Source organism: Parviterribacter kavangonensis (assembly GCF_056863335.1).
In genome coordinates this window covers 393,524-410,728 of record NZ_JBXPJA010000001.1, presented here as the reverse complement: position 1 = coordinate 410,728, position 17,205 = coordinate 393,524, and the positions used below count along the sequence as shown (strand labels likewise).

16 protein-coding genes are annotated in these 17,205 nt (G+C 73.4%); 6 read left to right on the top strand and 10 right to left on the bottom strand.

Annotated features, from left to right (window positions below):
- The first annotated feature begins 14 nt into the window (after positions 1 to 14).
- Both AC1UE4_RS02035 and AC1UE4_RS02030 read left to right on the top strand, forming a co-directional pair.
- Positions 15 to 842 (top strand): SDR family NAD(P)-dependent oxidoreductase, encoded by an 828-nt coding sequence (locus AC1UE4_RS02035; RefSeq protein WP_482915553.1) that lies wholly within the window; start codon positions 15 to 17, stop codon positions 840 to 842.
- Between the two features lie 67 nt (positions 843 to 909).
- Entirely contained in the window at positions 910 to 1,761 is an 852-nt protein-coding gene (locus AC1UE4_RS02030; protein WP_482915552.1) for an acetoacetate decarboxylase family protein, read from the top strand.
- 9 nt (positions 1,762 to 1,770) lie between these two features.
- Here the strand turns inward: AC1UE4_RS02030 and AC1UE4_RS02025 are convergent, their stop codons facing one another.
- Genes AC1UE4_RS02025 through AC1UE4_RS02010 form a run of 4 tightly spaced genes read right to left on the bottom strand, consistent with a single transcriptional unit; the run spans position 1,771 to position 6,034 of the window.
- Positions 1,771 to 2,667: an SMP-30/gluconolactonase/LRE family protein gene (locus tag AC1UE4_RS02025; protein ID WP_482915551.1), complete on the bottom strand. Its 897-nt coding sequence runs from the start codon at positions 2,665 to 2,667 to the stop codon at positions 1,771 to 1,773.
- The gene (locus AC1UE4_RS02020) at positions 2,664 to 4,130 is read right to left on the bottom strand and encodes a hydroxymethylglutaryl-CoA lyase-like TIM-barrel protein (RefSeq protein WP_482915550.1); all 1,467 of its coding nucleotides are present in this window, start codon (positions 4,128 to 4,130) and stop codon (positions 2,664 to 2,666) included. Before AC1UE4_RS02020 ends, AC1UE4_RS02025 begins: the two co-directional genes overlap by 4 nt.
- Complete coding sequence (locus AC1UE4_RS02015; protein ID WP_482915549.1) at positions 4,130 to 5,494, bottom strand: acetyl-CoA carboxylase biotin carboxylase subunit; 1,365 nt, start codon at positions 5,492 to 5,494, stop codon at positions 4,130 to 4,132. Before AC1UE4_RS02015 ends, AC1UE4_RS02020 begins: the two co-directional genes overlap by 1 nt.
- Before the next feature lie 9 nt (positions 5,495 to 5,503).
- The gene (locus tag AC1UE4_RS02010) at positions 5,504 to 6,034 is read right to left on the bottom strand and encodes an acetyl-CoA carboxylase biotin carboxyl carrier protein (protein ID WP_482915548.1); all 531 of its coding nucleotides are present in this window, start codon (positions 6,032 to 6,034) and stop codon (positions 5,504 to 5,506) included.
- A 53-nt stretch (positions 6,035 to 6,087) separates the two neighbouring features.
- Between AC1UE4_RS02010 and AC1UE4_RS02005 the strand changes: the two genes are divergently transcribed.
- Both AC1UE4_RS02005 and AC1UE4_RS02000 read left to right on the top strand, forming a co-directional pair.
- Positions 6,088 to 6,750, top strand: coding sequence for a histidine phosphatase family protein (locus AC1UE4_RS02005; protein ID WP_482915547.1), 663 nt, complete (start codon positions 6,088 to 6,090; stop codon positions 6,748 to 6,750).
- A gap of 189 nt (positions 6,751 to 6,939) precedes the next feature.
- A complete protein-coding gene (locus tag AC1UE4_RS02000; RefSeq protein ID WP_482915546.1) occupies positions 6,940 to 7,773 on the top strand; it encodes an SDR family NAD(P)-dependent oxidoreductase in 834 nt (277 codons plus the stop codon).
- A 56-nt stretch (positions 7,774 to 7,829) separates the two neighbouring features.
- Here the strand turns inward: AC1UE4_RS02000 and AC1UE4_RS01995 are convergent, their stop codons facing one another.
- The gene (locus AC1UE4_RS01995) at positions 7,830 to 8,303 is read right to left on the bottom strand and encodes a DUF4396 domain-containing protein (RefSeq protein WP_482915545.1); all 474 of its coding nucleotides are present in this window, start codon (positions 8,301 to 8,303) and stop codon (positions 7,830 to 7,832) included.
- Entirely contained in the window at positions 8,300 to 10,537 is a 2,238-nt protein-coding gene (locus AC1UE4_RS01990) for a heavy metal translocating P-type ATPase (RefSeq protein ID WP_482915544.1), read from the bottom strand. The genes AC1UE4_RS01995 and AC1UE4_RS01990 overlap by 4 nt, the downstream gene beginning before the upstream one ends.
- Positions 10,538 to 10,596: 59 nt before the next feature.
- Here AC1UE4_RS01990 and AC1UE4_RS01985 point away from each other — a divergent pair, with 59 nt between their 5' ends.
- On the top strand, positions 10,597 to 10,896 hold the full coding sequence (locus tag AC1UE4_RS01985; RefSeq protein ID WP_482915543.1) for a metal-sensitive transcriptional regulator: 300 nt from the start codon (positions 10,597 to 10,599) through the stop codon (positions 10,894 to 10,896).
- A 9-nt stretch (positions 10,897 to 10,905) separates the two neighbouring features.
- On the opposite strand, the gene AC1UE4_RS01980 is transcribed toward AC1UE4_RS01985, so the two are convergent.
- Positions 10,906 to 13,578, bottom strand: coding sequence for an EAL domain-containing protein (locus AC1UE4_RS01980; protein WP_482915542.1), 2,673 nt, complete (start codon positions 13,576 to 13,578; stop codon positions 10,906 to 10,908).
- Between the two features lie 142 nt (positions 13,579 to 13,720).
- Between AC1UE4_RS01980 and AC1UE4_RS01975 the strand changes: the two genes are divergently transcribed.
- A complete protein-coding gene (locus tag AC1UE4_RS01975) occupies positions 13,721 to 14,569 on the top strand; it encodes an SDR family oxidoreductase (protein ID WP_482915541.1) in 849 nt (282 codons plus the stop codon).
- Here AC1UE4_RS01975 and AC1UE4_RS01970 read toward each other — a convergent pair.
- Genes AC1UE4_RS01970 through modA form a run of 3 tightly spaced genes read right to left on the bottom strand, consistent with a single transcriptional unit; the run spans position 14,566 to position 17,187 of the window.
- Entirely contained in the window at positions 14,566 to 15,639 is a 1,074-nt protein-coding gene (locus AC1UE4_RS01970; protein WP_482915540.1) for an ABC transporter ATP-binding protein, read from the bottom strand. The genes AC1UE4_RS01975 and AC1UE4_RS01970 overlap by 4 nt on opposite strands.
- The gene (locus tag AC1UE4_RS01965) at positions 15,623 to 16,426 is read right to left on the bottom strand and encodes an ABC transporter permease (RefSeq protein ID WP_482915539.1); all 804 of its coding nucleotides are present in this window, start codon (positions 16,424 to 16,426) and stop codon (positions 15,623 to 15,625) included. The genes AC1UE4_RS01970 and AC1UE4_RS01965 overlap by 17 nt, the downstream gene beginning before the upstream one ends.
- On the bottom strand, positions 16,423 to 17,187 hold the full coding sequence (gene modA, locus AC1UE4_RS01960; protein ID WP_482915538.1) for a molybdate ABC transporter substrate-binding protein: 765 nt from the start codon (positions 17,185 to 17,187) through the stop codon (positions 16,423 to 16,425). The genes AC1UE4_RS01965 and modA overlap by 4 nt, the downstream gene beginning before the upstream one ends.
- Positions 17,188 to 17,205 lie beyond the last annotated feature (18 nt).

Genomic DNA, 17,205 nt, shown 5'->3' with positions numbered 1-17,205 from the left:
CGGAGGTCCTTCCTATGAGCTCAAGGGTCGCGGTGGTCACGGGCGCCGCGCGGCGCGGCGGGATCGGCCGCGCGATAGCCGCTCGCCTGCTGCGCGACGGCCTGCGCGTGGTCGTGTCTGATCTCGAGCGCCCGATGGCGTCGCACCCCGAGTACCAGTCGGCCGCGCCGACGGAGCTCGCCGACGCGGTGCAGGAGCTGTCGGCGCTCGGCGAGACGCACGGCCTCGGCTGCGACGTGCGCGACACCGCGCAGGTCGAGGCGCTGATCGACGGCACCGTCGAGCGCTTCGGCCGCATCGACGTGCTGATCAACAACGCCGGACTCGCGATCGGCCTCGCCCCCGTCACCGAGCTGAGCGACGAGGACTGGGAGGTCAACCTCGACGTCATGGCGTCCGGCGTCTTCCGCTGCTCGCGCGCGGCGGCGCGGCGGATGGTCGAGCAGGGCGACGGCGGGCGGATCGTCACGGTCGCGTCGCAGGCCGGGCTCGTCGGCTCGCCGTGGCTGGCCGCCTACTGCGCGGCGAAGTTCGCGGCGATCGGGTTCACCCAGTCGCTCGCCGGGGAGCTCGGCCAGCACGGGATCACCGTGAACGCCGTCTGCCCCGGCACGGTGATGACGCCGCTGCTCGACGTCCCCGGTGGGATCTTCGACATGTACCCGAAGAAGTTCGGCATCACGAGGGAGCAGTACGAGCGCAAGGTGCTGCGCTCGATCCCCCTCGGCCGCTTCGAGACGCCCGAGGACGTCGCGAACGCGGTCGGGTTCCTCGCCTCCGACGACGCGGCCTACATCACGGGCGAGGCCCTGAACGTCAGCGGTGGCCAGACGATGCACTGAGCGCAACTGTGGCATTCCACGAACCGGGTCCCGGCGCGACGTGCGGCGGGGCGCTGTGGGTTCGACCATGGGCGTGCACCGCATCCAGGAGGCGCGCATGAACCACGACGAGCTTCGGAGCTCGTTCTCGCTCCCCATCGGCCCCGGCGTCGGGTATGGACCACCTCCGTACCTCTACCGCGGCGTCGAGGACATCTTCATCGCCTACGAGGCCGATCCCGCCGGCGTCGAGGCGCTGCTGCCGCCGGGGCTCGAGCCCGCCGACGAGGTGCCGACGTGCATCGCGTGGGGGCGCTGGGTCCCGTTCTCCTCGTTCGGCCCGTACCACGAGGCCTACGTGATGATCCGGGCCAAGCTGAACGGCGAGGTCTACCTCTACCAGCCGTTCATCTTCACCGACAACGAGATCCCGCTCATCGCCGGCCGCGAGATCTGGGGCTACGCGAAGAAGCTCGCCGTCATGGAGCGCCACTCCGGCGGCTCGGGCTCGCCGTTCGGCGAGCAGATGCTCTTCACCGTCGAGCGCCCGCGCGGCCAGCGGATCATGACGATGGCCATCACGTGCGAGCAGACGTACGACCCGGCCGAGATGGAGGACCTGCCGGTCCTGTCGACGCGGATCATCCCGAACTGCGAGCCGGGCCCGCCGTCGGTCGCCCAGCTCGTCCGCCTCGACGTCGAGGCGCCGATCCACAAGAGCGCCGGCGGCGTGCCGATGCTCTTCACCGGCCGCGCGTCGCTGACGATGGACGCGCAGTCGCAGGTCGACCCGTGGCACCTGCTCGCGCCGACGAAGGTGCTGCAGGGCTGGTACGGCGTCTTCGACTTCGACCTCGGCTACGGCAAGGTCGTCAAGGACTACCTCGCCGAGGGCGAGGTCTACAACGGCACCCTCGCCGCGGCGGGCGCGGGCGCCTGAGCCTCCTCGCTACGGCCGGCCGGCGTGCGGGACGTCGACGGTCGTGGTGAAGACCACCGACGGGTGCTCGTCCTCGGGTTGCTCCTCACGCCAGTCGGGAGCCGCCGCGAGGGCGAGCGTCCGCCCGTCCTCGCCGCCGAGCATCGCGCCGTAGAAGACGAGCCCGTCGGGGCACGGGATCTCCTCGAGCAGCTCGCCGCCCGGCGCGATCCGGCCGGCGCGGTGGTGCAGTGAGTCGCCGGCCCAGATGCAGCCGTCGGCGTCGAGCGTGCAGCCGTCGGGCGCGAACTCGACGGCCGAGTAGCGCTCGTCGTGCGACTCGAGGGGCGGCGTCGGCGCGACCTGGCCCCACACGCGACGGTCACTCAGAGAGCCGTCGTCGCCGATCGTGAACGCGGAGAACCGCGCGGCGATCGTCTCGGCGACGATGAGCGTCGTGCCGTCCGGCGTGATGAGCGAGCCGTTCGGGAAGTGCAGCCCGTCGGCGACCGGCGTCGCGGTGCCGTCCGGGTCGACGCGCACGAGCGTCGCGCCGGTGGGCGGCTCGCGCAGCGAGAGGTCGTAGCCGTAGTTGCCGATGTACGCGCGGCCGTGCGCGTCGACCACCATGTCGTTCGCGGCGCCGCGCGACCACTCCGACAGGTCGGCGTGCAGCACCGCCGTGCCGTCGCCGTTGGCGCGGAAGACCGCGTGCTCGCTCATCGAGACGGCGAGCAGCGTCCCGTCCGGCAGCCAGCCGAGTCCGGACGGCACCGGCACGGAGAGCACGTCCTCGGCCTCGCCGTCCGGCGTGACCGCGACGACGCGGTCCGCGTAGAAGTCCGACACGAACCAGCGTCCGTCGTGCCAGCGCAGCCCCTCGAAGAACGTCCCGCCGTCGAGCAGGACCTGCAGGTCGCGGCTCACCGGCGCAGGGTGACGCTGATGTCGCCGCGCGTCGCGCTGAGCGAGCGGCCCTTCGTCGTCGCCATGACGTCCTTCAGCCACGACAGCCCGCGCGCGCCCGACATCGGGTAGACGGGCTCGATCGGGTTGTTCGCGGCGTAGACCGCGTCGACGTCCGGCCCCGGGATCAGGTAGCGCAGGAGCAGCTCCTCGTCGCTGAGGCTCTCGCCGTACTGCTTGCGGATCTCCTTCAGCGACGGCTGCGGCGCGTGCGGCTCGGCCATGATCGCGCGGCCGCGCTCGGTCTGCGACGCGCGGTCGAGCAGCTCCTCGTCGACCTTGCCCGGCGGCGTGCCGTACCAGCCCGACAGGTACATGAGGTTCTCGTCCGGGATCGTCTTGTACCGCTCGCCCTGCACGACGTTCAGCAGCGCCTGGATGCCGACGAGCTGCGAGAACGGCGTGGCCATGATCGGCCAGCCCATCTCGCTGCGCACCACGATGGCCTCCTCGAGCACCGCGGGCAGCTTGTCCTGCATCCCCACCTGGTCGAGCTGGTTGCGCAGCGTGCCCATCATGCCGCCGGGGAACTGCTGCTGGATGTTCGCCACCTGGTACTCGACGGGCGCACCGGTCGGGTAGCCCTGGTCCTCCGACAGCCCGCGGAAGTGCTCGGCCACCTCCTCGAGCCGGCTGTCGTCGATCGCGACCTCGTGGCCGAGGCGGCGCATGTTGTCGACGGCGACCTCGGTGGACGGCATCGACACGCCGTTGGCGAGCGTGGAGATCGCCGTGTGGATGATCGTCACGCCCTCCTCCACGCCGATGATGTGGTTGAGCGGCGCCATCCCGGTGCGCGCGTGGAAGTGCATCTCCAGCGGCACGTCGTGCGCGTGCTCCTTCGTCTGGCGGATCCACCTGCGCGCGCGCTCGGGGCCGAGCACCCCGGCCTCGTCGCCGAGGACGATCGTCTCGACGACGCCCTTCTGCGCGAAGAGCCGCTCGCACAGCCCCGCGTAGTACTCGTCCGTGTGGACCGGCGACTCGGAGAAGTTCAGCTGCGGCGACGGCTCGATGCCGGCGTCGCGCGCGACCTTCGAGACGCGGAGCATGTTCTCGATGTCGTGCAGGCAGTCGAAGATCCAGAGGCTGCCGATGCCGTGCTTGCCGAGCGTCTGGATCCACAGGTCGACGATCGCGTTCGGGGTGACGTTCATCCCGACGATGCCGTTCGTCCGGCTGCCGGCCCGGAGCTTGCAGCTCGGCAGCGCCGCGCGGACGGTGTCGAGGCCCTTCCACGGGTCCTCCTGGCGGAAGCGCACGAGCACCTCGAACATCGAGGAGCCGGTCAGGTCGACCGTCTTGTACCCGGCGCTGTCGATCGCGTCGGCGACCGGCAGCATCTCGCCGGCCTTCATGCGCATGCCCCAGTAGCTCTGCTGGCCGTCGCGCAGCGTCTGGTCGATGATCTCGATGCGGGCCATTACGCGGCCACCTCCTGCGGGATGAAGTCCTCCTCCAACCACCGCGTGTGCACGCGGCCCTCACGAACGTCGGGATGGGCGAGCACCTCGGCCGCGAACGGCGCGGTGGTGTCGACGCCCTCGACGCGCAGCTTGCCGAGCGCCTTGAGCATCCGGTCGATCGCCTGCGGGCGGTCGGCGCCGCCGACGATGAGCTTCGCGAGCAGCGAGTCGTAGTACGGCGACACGGTCCAGCCGGGGAACGACGCGGTGTCGACGCGGACGTCGCTGCCGACCGGCGGCACCCAGGTCGTGATCTTGCCCGGCGACGGCATGAAGCCGCGGTCGGGGCTCTCGGCGTTCACGCGCACCTCGATCGCGTGGCCGGTGATCGTCACGTCGTCCTGGCCGACCGACAGCCCCTCGCCGCCGGCGATGCGCAGCTGCTCGCGCACGACGTCGATGCCGGTGACCATCTCGGTGACCGGGTGCTCGACCTGCAGGCGCGCGTTGATCTCGAGGAACCCGTGCGTCCCGCGGTCGGCGTCGACGAGGAACTCGCATGTCGCGGCGCCGTGGTAGTCGAGCGCCGCGATGAGACGGGTGGCCGACGCGAGGATGCGGTCGCTCAGCGCGTCGTCGAGGCCGTACGCGGGCGCCTCCTCGACGAGCTTCTGGTAGCGGCGCTGCAGCGTGCAGTCGCGGTGGCCGAGGTGGATGACGTCGCCGTTGGCGTCGCCGAGGACCTGCACCTCGACGTGCCGCGCGTGCCGCACGTAGCGCTCAACGAAGATGCGCGGGTCGCCGAACGCCTGCTGCGCCTCGCCCGTCGCCGCCGCCCATGCGCCGGGCAGCTCCTCCGCGCGCTCGATGAGCCGCATGCCGCGCCCGCCGCCGCCGCCGGCGGCCTTGAGCAGCACCGGGTAGCCGATCTGCTCGGCCACCGCCTGCGCCTCGTGCTCGGTGGCGACCACGTCGGAGCCGGCGCCCACGGAGATGCCGAGGTCGCGGGCGAGCGCGCGCGCCGTGGCCTTGTCGCCGCTGCGGCGCATCGCCTGCTCGGACGGGCCGACGAAGACGATCCCCTCCTCCGCGCACGCGGCCGACAGCTCGGGCCGCTCCGAGATGAAGCCGTAGCCCGGGTGCAGCGCGTCGCAGCCGGTGACCTTCGCCGCGGCGATGACGCGGTCGATGTCGAGGTAGCTCTCCGACGGGCTCGGCGGCCCGATGCAGATCACGCGGTCGGCGAGCTGCGCGCCGAGGCTGCCGCGGTCCGCGTCGGAGACCACGAGCACGCTCTCCAGGCCCTCGTCGAAGCAGGCCCGGATGAGGCGCACGGCGATCTCGCCGCGGTTGGCGATGAGGACCCGGCGCAGCCGGCTCATGGCGGTGGCTCAGGCCTCCGGGTCGACCACGACGATCGCCTGGCCGAACTCGACGGCGGCGCCGTTCTCGGCGAGGATCGCGGTGACGACGCCGTCGACCGGCGACACGACGTGGTTCATGAGCTTCATGACCTCGACGATCGCCACGGTCTCGCCGGCGGCGACGCGGCCGCCGACCTCGACGAAGGGCGGCGCGCCGGGTGACGGCGCGCGCCAGAAGAGGCCGACCGAGGGCGACTCGATGACGGTCCCGCCGGCGGGCGGCTCGGCGGCCGGGGCGGCGGCGGGCGCGGCCGCGGGAGCGGGCGCCGCGGCGGCGGGCGCGGGCGCGGCGGCGGGAGCCGGCGGCGGAGGAGAAGGCGGCGCGGCCGCGGCCGGAGGCGGCGGCGGGACCGCCTGGGCGGGGCCCGTCCCGTTCAGCTGCGGCTCGTCGCGCGACACGTGCAACCGGTCGGTGCCGATCGTCACGGTCATCTCCTGCCAGTCGCTTCGGTCGAAGGCGTCAAGCAGGGCGCGGATGGTGTCCGGTGTCATCTCCATGGCGTTGGCCTCCGGGTCCGGCGGGCAGCGCGGACGTCCGCGACGATGCCTGCGTGAGGATCGACTTCCAAGGTCAGTTCACGGCGCCGCCGGGTGCCGCCGACGTGCTGCTCGTCCGTCACGGCTCGGTGGACGCACCCGCTCCGGACGGCTTGATCGGCGGGCGCAGCGACCCGCCGCTCAACGCGTCGGGCGTCAGCCAGGCCGCCGCGCTCGCGGACCGGCTCGCCGGCGAGCCGCTGTCGGCCGTCTACGCCACGCCGCTGCGCCGCAGCCAGGAGACCGCAGCGCCGATCGCCGAGCGGGCCGGCGTCGAGGTGACGATCGAGCCCGATCTCAACGAGATCTTCCTCGGCGACTGGGAGGGCCACGAGATCAACCGCCGCGGCGCGACCGGCGACCCGGAGTTCCTCGCGATGGTGGCCGGCGGACGCTGGGACGTGATCCCGAACGCCGAGGCGCAGGATGCCTTCGCGGCGCGCGTCGACGCCGGCCTGGAGCGGATCGCGGGCCTCGCCCGCGATGGCGAGGCGATCGTCGCCGTGACGCATGGCGCGGTGGTCGCGGAGGCCCTGCGGAAGGTCACGAACAGCGAGCCCTTCGCGTTCCTCAACTGCCAGAACGGGTCGATCAGCCGCATCGTGCGGATGGCCGACGGGCGCTGGGTGCTGGTGTCCTTCAACGACACCTCGCACCTGCGGGTCAAGAGCAGCTGAGCACGGGCCGGTCACGGTCGATGGCGACGGTACCTCCGCATGGGCGTCGTGCGCAGCAGGACCCCCGCACCTGCTGTGGATCCGAACAAGGGCTGTGGTCTTCCACAACCCCACCGGGGCGGGCACCGGAGCGTGCCGGAGGGCGCACCTAGCATCGCCAACACCGACCTGCAGCACGAGGAGAGCTCAGTGACCACCAGCACGCAGGACGCCCCGGCCACGCGGGGCCTTGGACGACTCGCCGGCAAGGTGGCGATCGTCACCGGCGCGAGCAGCGGCATCGGCAAGGCGACCGCGGAGCTGTTCGGCCGCGAGGGCGCGAAGGTCGTGGCCACCGCGCGCCGCGAGGACAAGCTCAAGGAGACCATCTCCAACATCGAGGCGGCCGGCAGCCAGGGCATCGCCGTCGCCGCCGACCTCGAGGATGAGGCCGCGGGCGACAACATCGTCAAGGCCGCGATGGACGCGTACGGCAAGATCGACGTGCTCGTCAACAACGCCGGCGTCGGCTGGCAGTACGGCCTCGACAACCCCGGCACGATGGGCGGCATCCACGAGGCGTCGCTGGAGAACTGGCGCGACATCATCGGCGGCGTGGATCTCGAGGGCTACTTCCTCACCATCCACGCGGCGCTCCCGAAGATGATCGAGCAGGGCAGCGGCGCGATCGTCAACGTCGCGAGCATGGCCGGCATCACGGGCCTCTACGACGCGCATGCGTACACGGCCGCCAAGGGCGCGCTCGTGAACCTCACCCGTTCGATGGCGATCACGTACGTCAAGAACGGCATCCGCACGAACTGCATCTGCCCCGGCTTCATCGACACCCCGATGATCGCCCCGGTCGTCGGCGCCTTCGACGACGAGGCCACCGCCGCGGCGCTGTCCCCCATGGCCCGCCCCGGCCGCGCCGAGGAGATCGCCGGGCCGGCGCTCTTCCTCGCCTCCGACGAGGCCAGCTACGTCAACGGCGCGATCCTCGTCGTCGACGGCGGCTGCACCTCGCGCTCCTTCCCCGGCTAGACCCCGGGACCGCTTCCCCGCAGGGCGCCGGCGCGCCCTGCGGGGGCAAGCGCGGCTCAGTGGTGGGCGTGCACGACGGCGTGCCCGCGGCCGCGCGCGATCAGCCAGCGGTTCACGGGCAGCGCCGCGACGAACGCCACGCCGAGCGCGAAGGCCAGCGCGCCCCAGAACAGCGGGTCGCCGAGCCCCGCGTCCATCGCGCCGGGGACGAGCAGCATGATCGCGTTGTCGACGATCTCCATGACGACGATCGAGAAGGTGTCCGCCGCGAGCGCGATCGGGACGACGGCGCCGAGGGCCAGGCCCGACCGCAGCAGCGGCAGGCTCGTCAGCGAGTAGCCGAAGAAGAACGCCAGCACGACGGCGAGCACGATCGTCTGGAGGTCGGACAGGCCGGCGGCGGTGCCGATCACCATGCCGAGGACCTCGCCGATGGCGCAGCCGGTCAGGCAGTGCAGCGTCGCCGAGACCGCGACGCGCGTGAGCGCGGCGCCGGAGGCCGCAGCCTCGTGGTGCTCGTGCGCGCTCATCGCTCGGTCGTGAAGCGCCGCAGCCGCAGCGCGTTGAGGACGACGGACACGCTGGAGAACGCCATCGCCGCGCCGGCGATCACCGGGTTGAGCAGTCCGGCCATCGCGAGCGGGATCGCCGCGATGTTGTAGCCGAAGGCCCAGCCGAGGTTCTGCTTGATCGTGCGCAGCGTCGCGCGGCTCAGGCGGATCGCGTCGCCGGCGGCGCGCAGGTCGCCGCTGACGAGGGTCAGGTCGGAGGCCTCGATCGCGACGTCGGTCCCGGTGCCGATCGCCAGGCCGAGATCGGCCTGCGCGAGCGCCGGCGCGTCGTTGACGCCGTCGCCGACCATCGCGACCACGCGGCCCTCGGCCTGCAGGCGCTTGACGACGTCGACCTTGTCGGCCGGCAGCACCTCGGCGATGACCTCGTCGATCCCCGCCTCCGCGGCGACGGCCCGCGCCGTGGTCGCGTTGTCGCCGGTCAGCAGCACCGGCCGCAGCCCGAGCGCGCGCAGGGAGGCGACGGCCGCGGCCGACGTCGGCTTGATCGTGTCGGCGACGACGAGGATCGCGCGCGCCTCGCCGTCCCAGCCCGCGGCGATCGCCGTGCGGCCCGCGGCCTCGGCGTCGCGCCGCGCCGCCTCGAGCTCTTCCGGAAGATGCATCGCCCAGTCCTCGAGCAGCGCCGGGCGCCCGACGATGAGCGCGTGGCCGTCGACGACGCCCTCGACGCCGAGGCCTTCGCGGTTCGCGAAGCCCTCGACGGCGGGCAGCGGGCCCTCGGCCGCGGCGGCGCGGGCGATCGCCTGCGCGATCGGGTGCTCGGAGGCGTGCTCGAGCGCGCCGACGAGGCACAGCGCGGTGGCGCGGTCGGTCCCGGCCGCGACGACGACGTCCGCGAGCGACATGCGACCGGTCGTGACCGTGCCGGTCTTATCGAGCACGATCGTGTCGACGCGCCGCGTGGACTCCAGGACGTCCGGGCCCTTGATCAGCAGGCCGAGCTGCGCGCCGCGGCCGGTGCCGACCATCAGCGCGGTCGGCGTGGCGAGCCCGAGCGCGCACGGGCAGGCGATGATGAGGACGGCGACCGCCGCGGTGAACGCGAAGCTCACCGACTCGCCGGTGCCGAGCCAGAAGCCGAGCGTCGCGACGGCCAGGCCGATCACGACCGGGACGAAGATGCCGGACACGCGGTCGGCGAGCCGCTGCACGGGCGCCTTGCCCGACTGCGCGTCGTTGACGAGCTTCGCGATCTGCGCGAGCGCGGTGTCGCTGCCGACGCGCGTGGCCCGGACGACGAGCCGCCCGCCGGCGTTCACGGTCGCGCCCGCGACCTCGGCGCCCGGCGCCACCTCGACCGGCACCGACTCGCCGGTGAGCATGCTCATGTCGACGGCGGAGGTGCCCTCCTCGACGACGCCGTCGGTGGCGACCTTCTCGCCGGGGCGCACGACGAAGCGCTGGCCGGGCTGCAGCTCCTCGACGGGGATGCGCCGCTCGGTGCCGTCGGCGTCGAGCACCGCGACGTCCTTCGCGCCCAGCTCGAGCAGCGCCTCGATCGCCGCGCCGGCGCGGCGCTTGGCGCGCGCCTCGAAGTACCGGCCCAGGAGGATCAGCGTCGTCACGACGGACGCCGTCTCGAGGTAGATCTCGTCGGACCCGCCGCCGCGCTCGGGCAGCACGTCGAACGGCATCCGCATGCCGTTCATCCCGGCGTCGCCGATGAAGAGCGCGTAGAGCGACCACAGCCACGCCGCGAGGACGCCGAGGCTGACGAGCGTGTCCATCGTCGCCGTGGCGTGCTTGGCGTTCTGCCAGGCGGCGCGGTGGAACGGCCAGCCGCCCCACAGCACGACCGGGGTCGCGAGCTGCAGGCTCAGCCACTGCCAGTTGTCGAACTGCAGCGCCGGGATCATCGCCAGCAGGAGGACCGGCAGCGACAGGACGGCGGAGACGATCACGCGCCGCTTGAGCGCGACGGTGGGATCGGCGGCGGCCGCCGCCGCGGGCAGCTCCGGCTCGTCCTCGGCGCGTGGCAGAACGGCCTGGTAGCCGGCCGCCTCGACGGCGCCGACGAGGTCGTCCGGCGCGACCGACTGCGGGTCGAAGTCGACCGTCGCCTTCTCGGTCGCGAAGTTGACGGTGGCGGAGACGCCATCGAGCTGGTTGAGACGGCGCTCGACGCGGTTCGCGCACGACGCGCACGTCATGCCGGTGATCGGAAGTTCGAGATGCAGTGCGCCGCTCATGCCTTCATAGTACCCCCTCGGGGTATCCGTGCATACCTCCTGTGGGTATGATCACAGACATGGCAGCCGACACGACATCAGCACGCGGCTACTCCGCGACGAAGGAGCAGCTGCAGAAGCGGCTGCGGCGCATCGAGGGCCAGGTCCGCGGCGTCGAGAAGATGGTCGACGAGGACCGCTACTGCATCGACGTGCTGACGCAGATCAGCGCGATCCAGGCCGCGCTCGACAAGGTGGCGCTCGGGCTGCTCGACCAGCACGCCCGCCACTGCGTCGTCGAAGGGCACGGCGAGGGCGGACCCGAGGAGCTCACCGACGAGCTGATGGCCGCCGTCGGGCGGCTCATGCGCCGCGGCTGAGCCGCCGCGTCAGGCGGCGGGGGCGAGCGCCGTGAGCGTCGCCAGCGTCGCGCCGAGGTGGTACGCGAGCATGCGCACCTGGTCGACCTCCGTCGGCGTCCACGGGCGCGGGCTGCGCCGGTAGATCTCGAGCAGGCCCACGGTGGCGCCGCCGTGGATGATCGGCGCCATGAGCACGGCGCCGTGCCCGCTCTCCTCGAGCAGCGCGAGCTCCGCGGCGTCGGCCGCCGGGTCGCCGCGCACGACCTGGCCGACGAGCTGGTCGGCGACGATCCGCTCGGTCGACGGGTACTCGGCGAGCGGGTACACCGCGCCCGGGTTGCCCCAGTCATGGACGCTGAGCGTCTGCACGCCGGCGCCGTCGCGCGTCACGCGCGAGAGCGCCGCCTCGTCGGCGGCGGCGTAGGTCGTGATGAGCGGCACCACGTCGCTCAGCCCCTCGGGCGAGTCCACGCGCACGAGCGCGTCGACGACGGCCCCGAACGTCGGCCGCGCGCCATCGGTGCGCTCGGCGTCGGCGAGGCGCATGCCGTCGCGCGCGGGCGCCGTAGCGACGGCGACGACGGACCGGTCGACGCCGGCCCACTCGGCGGACGGCCGTGCGAGCGCGAAGCCCTGGGCGTACGTGACGTCGAGGCGGGCCAGGGTGCGCAGCTCGGCCGGCTCCTCGATGCCCTCGGCGCACACGGCCGAGCCGGTGGTGGTGGCGAAGCGGGCGAGCGCCTCGACGAGCGCGGCCTTGGCGCCGTCGGCGTGGATGTCGCGGATGAGCGAGCGGTCGAGCTTGAGGATGTCGGGCTTGATGCGCACGAGCTGCGGCAGGCCGGCGTAGCCCGCGCCCGCGTCGTCGACCGCGACGCGCGCGCCGCGGGCGCGCAGGTCGGCGAGCGCGTGGTCGAGCGCCTCGTCGGTCGAGAACAGCTCGTCCTCGGTGAGCTCGATGACGAGGCCGCCCAGGTCGCGCGGCAGCACCGCGGCCACCTCGTCGGAGAGCAGACCGGCGGGGCTGACGTTGAGGCTCAGGTAGGCGCCCTCGGGGCGGCCGGGGACGGCGAGCGCGCGCTCGATCGCCTTCGCCTCGAGCGCGTTGCCCAGGCCGCACCGGCGCGCCTGCGCGAACCACACGTCGGGCGGGCGCACCGGCTCGGTCACGAGGAAGCGCGTCAGCGCCTCGTAGCCGGCGACGCGGCCGGTGGCGAGCTCGACGATCGGCTGGAAGACCGGCGTCAGCGCGCCGGGGTCGTCGAGCACCTCGCGGACCTGGCGGTGCTGCTCGGCGCTCGACAGCAGGACCATCTGGGTCGGGTCGTAGCGGCGCACCTGCGCACGGCCGTGCTGCTTGGCGAAGTACAGCGCGCCGTCGGCGAGCTCGAGCAGGCGGCGGCCGTCCTCGTCGTCGGCCGGGTACGACGCGACGCCGCCCGAGCAGGAGATGCGCGTCCCGTGCACCTCGATGTCGCGCACCGCGAGGCGCGCGCGCTCGGCGATCGCGAACGCCGTCTCGCCATCGGAGCCCGGCAGCACGAGGGCGAACTCCTCGCCCCCGACGCGGCCCACGAGGTCGGAGGAGCGCAGCTCCCGCGTGAGCGTCCCCGCGATCGCCTGCAGGATCGCGTCGCCCTCGGCGTGACCGAAGCTGTCGTTGATCGCCTTGAAGTGGTCGATGTCGAGGGCGACGACCGCGAGCGGCGTGCCGGCCCGGCGGGCGCGGTCGAGCTCCTGCTCGAGGCGCTGGTGCAGCGTCCGGTGGTTCGGCAGCCCGGTCAGCGGGTCGGCGGCGGCGAGGCGGGCGAGCTGCGCCCGCTGCCCGCGCAGCCAGCCGAGGGTGACGGCGAAGCGCACCACGATGACGACGAGCGAGGCGAAGCCCAGGACCGCCGCGAGCGGGTTGAGGTCGACGAACAGCGCGATGCCGACGTCGACGAGCGCGATGCACGCGAAGAAGACCGGCATGAGCACCCGCTCGGTCTGCTGCTCGCGGCGGAGCACCGTCCGCCGCGGCGTCACCCACGCGGCGGCCGCGATCAGCATCGTCGCGCCCGCGTACGGGAGGTCGAGCACGTCGCCCGGCTGCCACGTCCCGTGGGCGGCCTCGACGACGTAGAAGCCGTCGGCGACGGCGAGGAGCGCGAACCCGGCGCCGAGCAGGATCCACATGCGGTCGGCACGGCGCCCGCTCATCCCCCACACCGCGACCGCGAACCCGAAGCAGAGCAGGTCCCCGAGCGGGTAGGCGAGCCGCACCACGCTCGCCGGCCCGTTGGCGAGGGTGAGGTCCAGCACGGGGTCGAAGACGACCGTCGCGGCGAGCGCCGCCACCACCCCGCCGCAGATGATCCCGTCGAGCCACAGGACGCCGGCGACGTTCGCGAAGCGAAGGCGCACGAGCAGGCCGAAGCTGGCGAACGCCACCGGGTACATCAGGACCCACATCACGTCGGCGGCCGATGGGAACGGCACGACGGCGGCGTCGGCGTACATGAGGTTGAAGAGCACGCTGCCGCCGCCGTAGACGATGAGGCCCGCCCCGAGCAGCGACCAGGCCGCCTGCGCGGTCCGCTCGCGCGGGATGCGGGCAAGCACGAGCAGCCCGCAGACGAGGAAGACCGAGGGCTGGTACCAGAGCGCGAACGTCCGACCGCCCAGGCCGGTCAGCTGATGCAGGCCGGAGAGCGCGAGCACGGCGAGGCCTGCCCCCAGTTGGGCCCGGCCGCCCAGCTTCATGCGATGACGTGCGTTCACGTTCCCCTTCGTTGTCGGTCGCACCCGGGGGCCCTTGACCGAAGACCGGCCGATCGACCGGCATCTGCAAGGCTCCCGCCCCATGCCGTCACCGCTGAAGGGCCGAACCGTCGTCATGTCCGGAGGGAGCCGGGGGATCGGCCTCGCGATCGCCGTCGCCGTCGCGCGCGAGGGCGCGAACGTCGCGATCATGGCCAAGAGCGACCAGCCTCACCCCAAGCTGCCGGGCACGATCCACACGGCCGCCGAGGAGATCGAGCAGGCCGGCGGCCAGGCGCTCGCCTTCGTCGGCGACGTCCGCGACGACGCGCGCACGGAGGAGTTCGTGGCCGCCGCGAAGGAGCGCTTCGGCTCCGTCGACATCGTGGTCAACAACGCCAGCGCGATCAACCTCGTCCCGATCGCGCAGCTCGAGCCCAAGCGGTACGACCTCATGCTCGACATCAACACGCGCGGGACGTACCTGCTGACGCGCGCCGCGATCCCCCACCTGCGCGAGTCCGACCACGCCCACGTCCTGACGCTGTCGCCGCCGCTGAGCGCGGACCCGAAGTGGCTGCGCGGGCACGCGCCCTACACGGTCTCGAAGATGGGCATGTCGATGATCACCCTCGGCGTGGCCGCCGACGAGGCCGAGCACGGCATCGCCGCGAACGCGCTGTGGCCGCGCACGCTCATCGCCACCGCCGCGGTGCAGAACCTCCTCGGCGGCGACGCGGCGATGGCCCGCTCGCGCACGCCGGAGATCATGGGCGACGCGGCGAAGGTCATCCTCGAGCGTGACCCGAAGTCCTGCACGGGCAACACGTTCATCGACGACGAGGTGCTGGCCGACGAGGGCGTCACCGACCTCTCGAAGTACGACGCCGCGCCGGGCGCCGACCTCGGTCTCGACCTCTTCGTCGACGGCTGGCCCGAGAAGCGCGGCTAAGCGGCCGGGACGAGCCGCGTCGCGGCGGCCTTCCACACGGCGCGCACGGGCGCGCCCGGGTGCAGGGCCAGGTCCGCGACCGCGGCCGCCGTCACCTCGGCGGTGAGCGGCTCGGCGGCCGCGACGGCGACGCGCACGCGGCCGCCGATCGCGGTCACGGACGTCACGTGCCCGTCGAGCTGGTTGCGCGCGGAGCCCGCCGGCGACCGGTCGGCCGGCTCGAGCGTGATCTCCCACGGGAAGACGGTCGCGGCGACCGGGCCGGTCGCCGCGTCGGTGCTGCGGATCTCGGCGCCGTGGGCGAGGCGCACGATCGTGCTGCCGTCGCCCGCCGGCGTCGCGACGCCGCGCAGCACGACCGCGCCCGTGAAGTCGGCGACGAACGCCGAGGCCGGGCGGGCGGCGAGGTCGCTCGCGGTCCCGCGCTGCACGACGCGCCCGCCGTCCACGACGACGACCTCGTCGCCGAACAGCGCCGCCTCCGTGAAGTTGTGCGTCACGAGCACCGCGGGCGCCTCGGAGGCGCGCAGCACGTCGGCGAGCTCGCGGGACGCGCGCGCGCGTGTGCGCGTGTCGAGCGCCGACAGCGGCTCGTCGAGCAGCAGCACGTCGGGGCGTCGCGCCAGCGCCCGCGCGAGCGCCACGCGCTGGCGCTCGCCGCCCGACAGCGTCTGCGGCCGCGCGTCGGCGCGGTCGGCGAGGCCGAAGCGCTCGAGCCAGTCGTGCGCGCCGGCGCGCCGCTCGGCGCGCGGCCGGTCGCGCAGCGCGTAGGCGACGTTCTGCCACGCGCGCAGGTGCGGGAAGAGCGCGAACTCCTGGAAGACGTAGCCGCACCGCCGCTCCTCCGGCCGCAGGTCGACGCCCGCCGCCGTGTCGAGCCACACGGCGTCGCCCGCGGTGACGCGGCCGTGCTCGGGCCGCAGCAGGCCGGCGGCGACGCGCAGCGTCGAGCTCTTCCCGGCGCCCGACGGGCCGGCGACCGCGACGCAGCGCCCGGCCCCGACGTCGAGCGCGACGTCGAGCTCGGTGTGCTCGCCGAGCCGGGCGCGGGCCTCAAGGCGCAGCGACACGCGCGGGCCCGGTCCGGAGGGCGAGCTTGACGGCGAGCAGGATCGCGCCGGAGACGGCGACGAGCACGGCCGACAGCGCGAGCGCGCCGGTGAAGTCGGTGGCGAAGCGCTCGTAGATCGCCAGCGGCACGGTCTGGGTCACGCCGCGGAACGAGCCCGCGAACATGAGCGTCGCGCCGAACTCGCCGAGCGCCCTCCCCCACGCCAGCGCGAGCCCCGCGACGAGGCCCGGCACCGCGGACGGCACGGCGACGCGGGCGAACGTCGCCGCCTCGCCGGCGCCGAGCGTCCGCGACGCATCCAGCCACGAGCGGTCGAGCGCCGCGAACGCGGCCTCGGCCTGGCGCAGGTAGAACGGCGCGGCGACGAACGTGAGCGCGAGGACGACGCTCGTCGTCGTGAGGACCACCTGGATGCCCGCGTCGTCGAGCGCTCCGCCGAGGAGGCCGTTCGGCCCGAGCGCGGCGAGCAGGCCGATGCCGGCGACGGCGGGCGGGAGCACGAGCGGCAGCTCGACGAGCGTCAGCAGGAGCTCGCGGCCGCGGAAGCGGCGCGTCGCGAGGAAGTACGCGGCCGGCGTGCCGACCACGACGATGATGAGCACGCTCAGCGCGCTCGTCCACAGGCTCAGCTTCAGCGCGTCGACGGCCGCCGGGTCGTCGAGGCTGGCCAGCAGGTCGGCCGGCGGCGTGTCGACGAAGATCGCGACGATCGGCAGCGTGAGGAACAGCAGCGCGACGGCGAGCGCCGCGGCGAGGAGGACGCCGAACCAGCTGCGCCGGCTCACGTCTCCGGGCGCGGCCCGAACCCGTTCTCCTCCAGGGCCGTCGCGCCGTCGCCGTCGAGCAGGCCGTCGACGAACGCCTTCGCGGCGTCCGGGTGCGGGGCGTCCTTCACGACGGCGACGCCGTACTGGACCGTCGGCTTGAGGTCGTCCGGCAGCTCGATGGCGCGCAGCTTCCCACCCGCCCCGGTCACATCGGAGCGGTACACGAAGCCGGCGTCGACGGCACCCTGTGTCAGCTTGCCGACGATGCCGGCGACGTCGGGCTCGTTGGAGCGCACGCGGTCGAGGATGGCCGCGGCCTTCGCGCCGGGCAGGCGGTCGAGGACCGTCCTCGTGTAGTCGCCGACCGGGACCCCCTCCGCTCCGATCGCGAGCGACACGTCGCCCTTCGTCACGTCGTCGATGCTCTGGATGGCGTCGTCCTTCGCAGGCACGGCGAGCACGAGCTCGTTCGTCGCGAAGACGACCGGCTGCTCGACCAGGCCGTCGGCCGCGAGCTCGCGCGGCAGCTTCGTGTTCGCCGCGGCGAAGACGTCCGGCTTGATGCCCTTGCGGATCTGCGCCGCCAGCTCGTCCGAGCCGGCGAACGAGAGCTTCACGTCGGCGTCGGTGAAGCCCTCGCCGTAGGTCGTGAACGCCTTCTTGAGCGAGGACGCGGCCGAGACGACGACCACCCCCGAGCCGCTCGCGTCGTCGCCGCCGCACGCGGCGGCGACCGGGCAGAGCGCGATGATCAGGCCGATGGCGAGCAGGCCACGCACGGCGCGACCGTATCATCG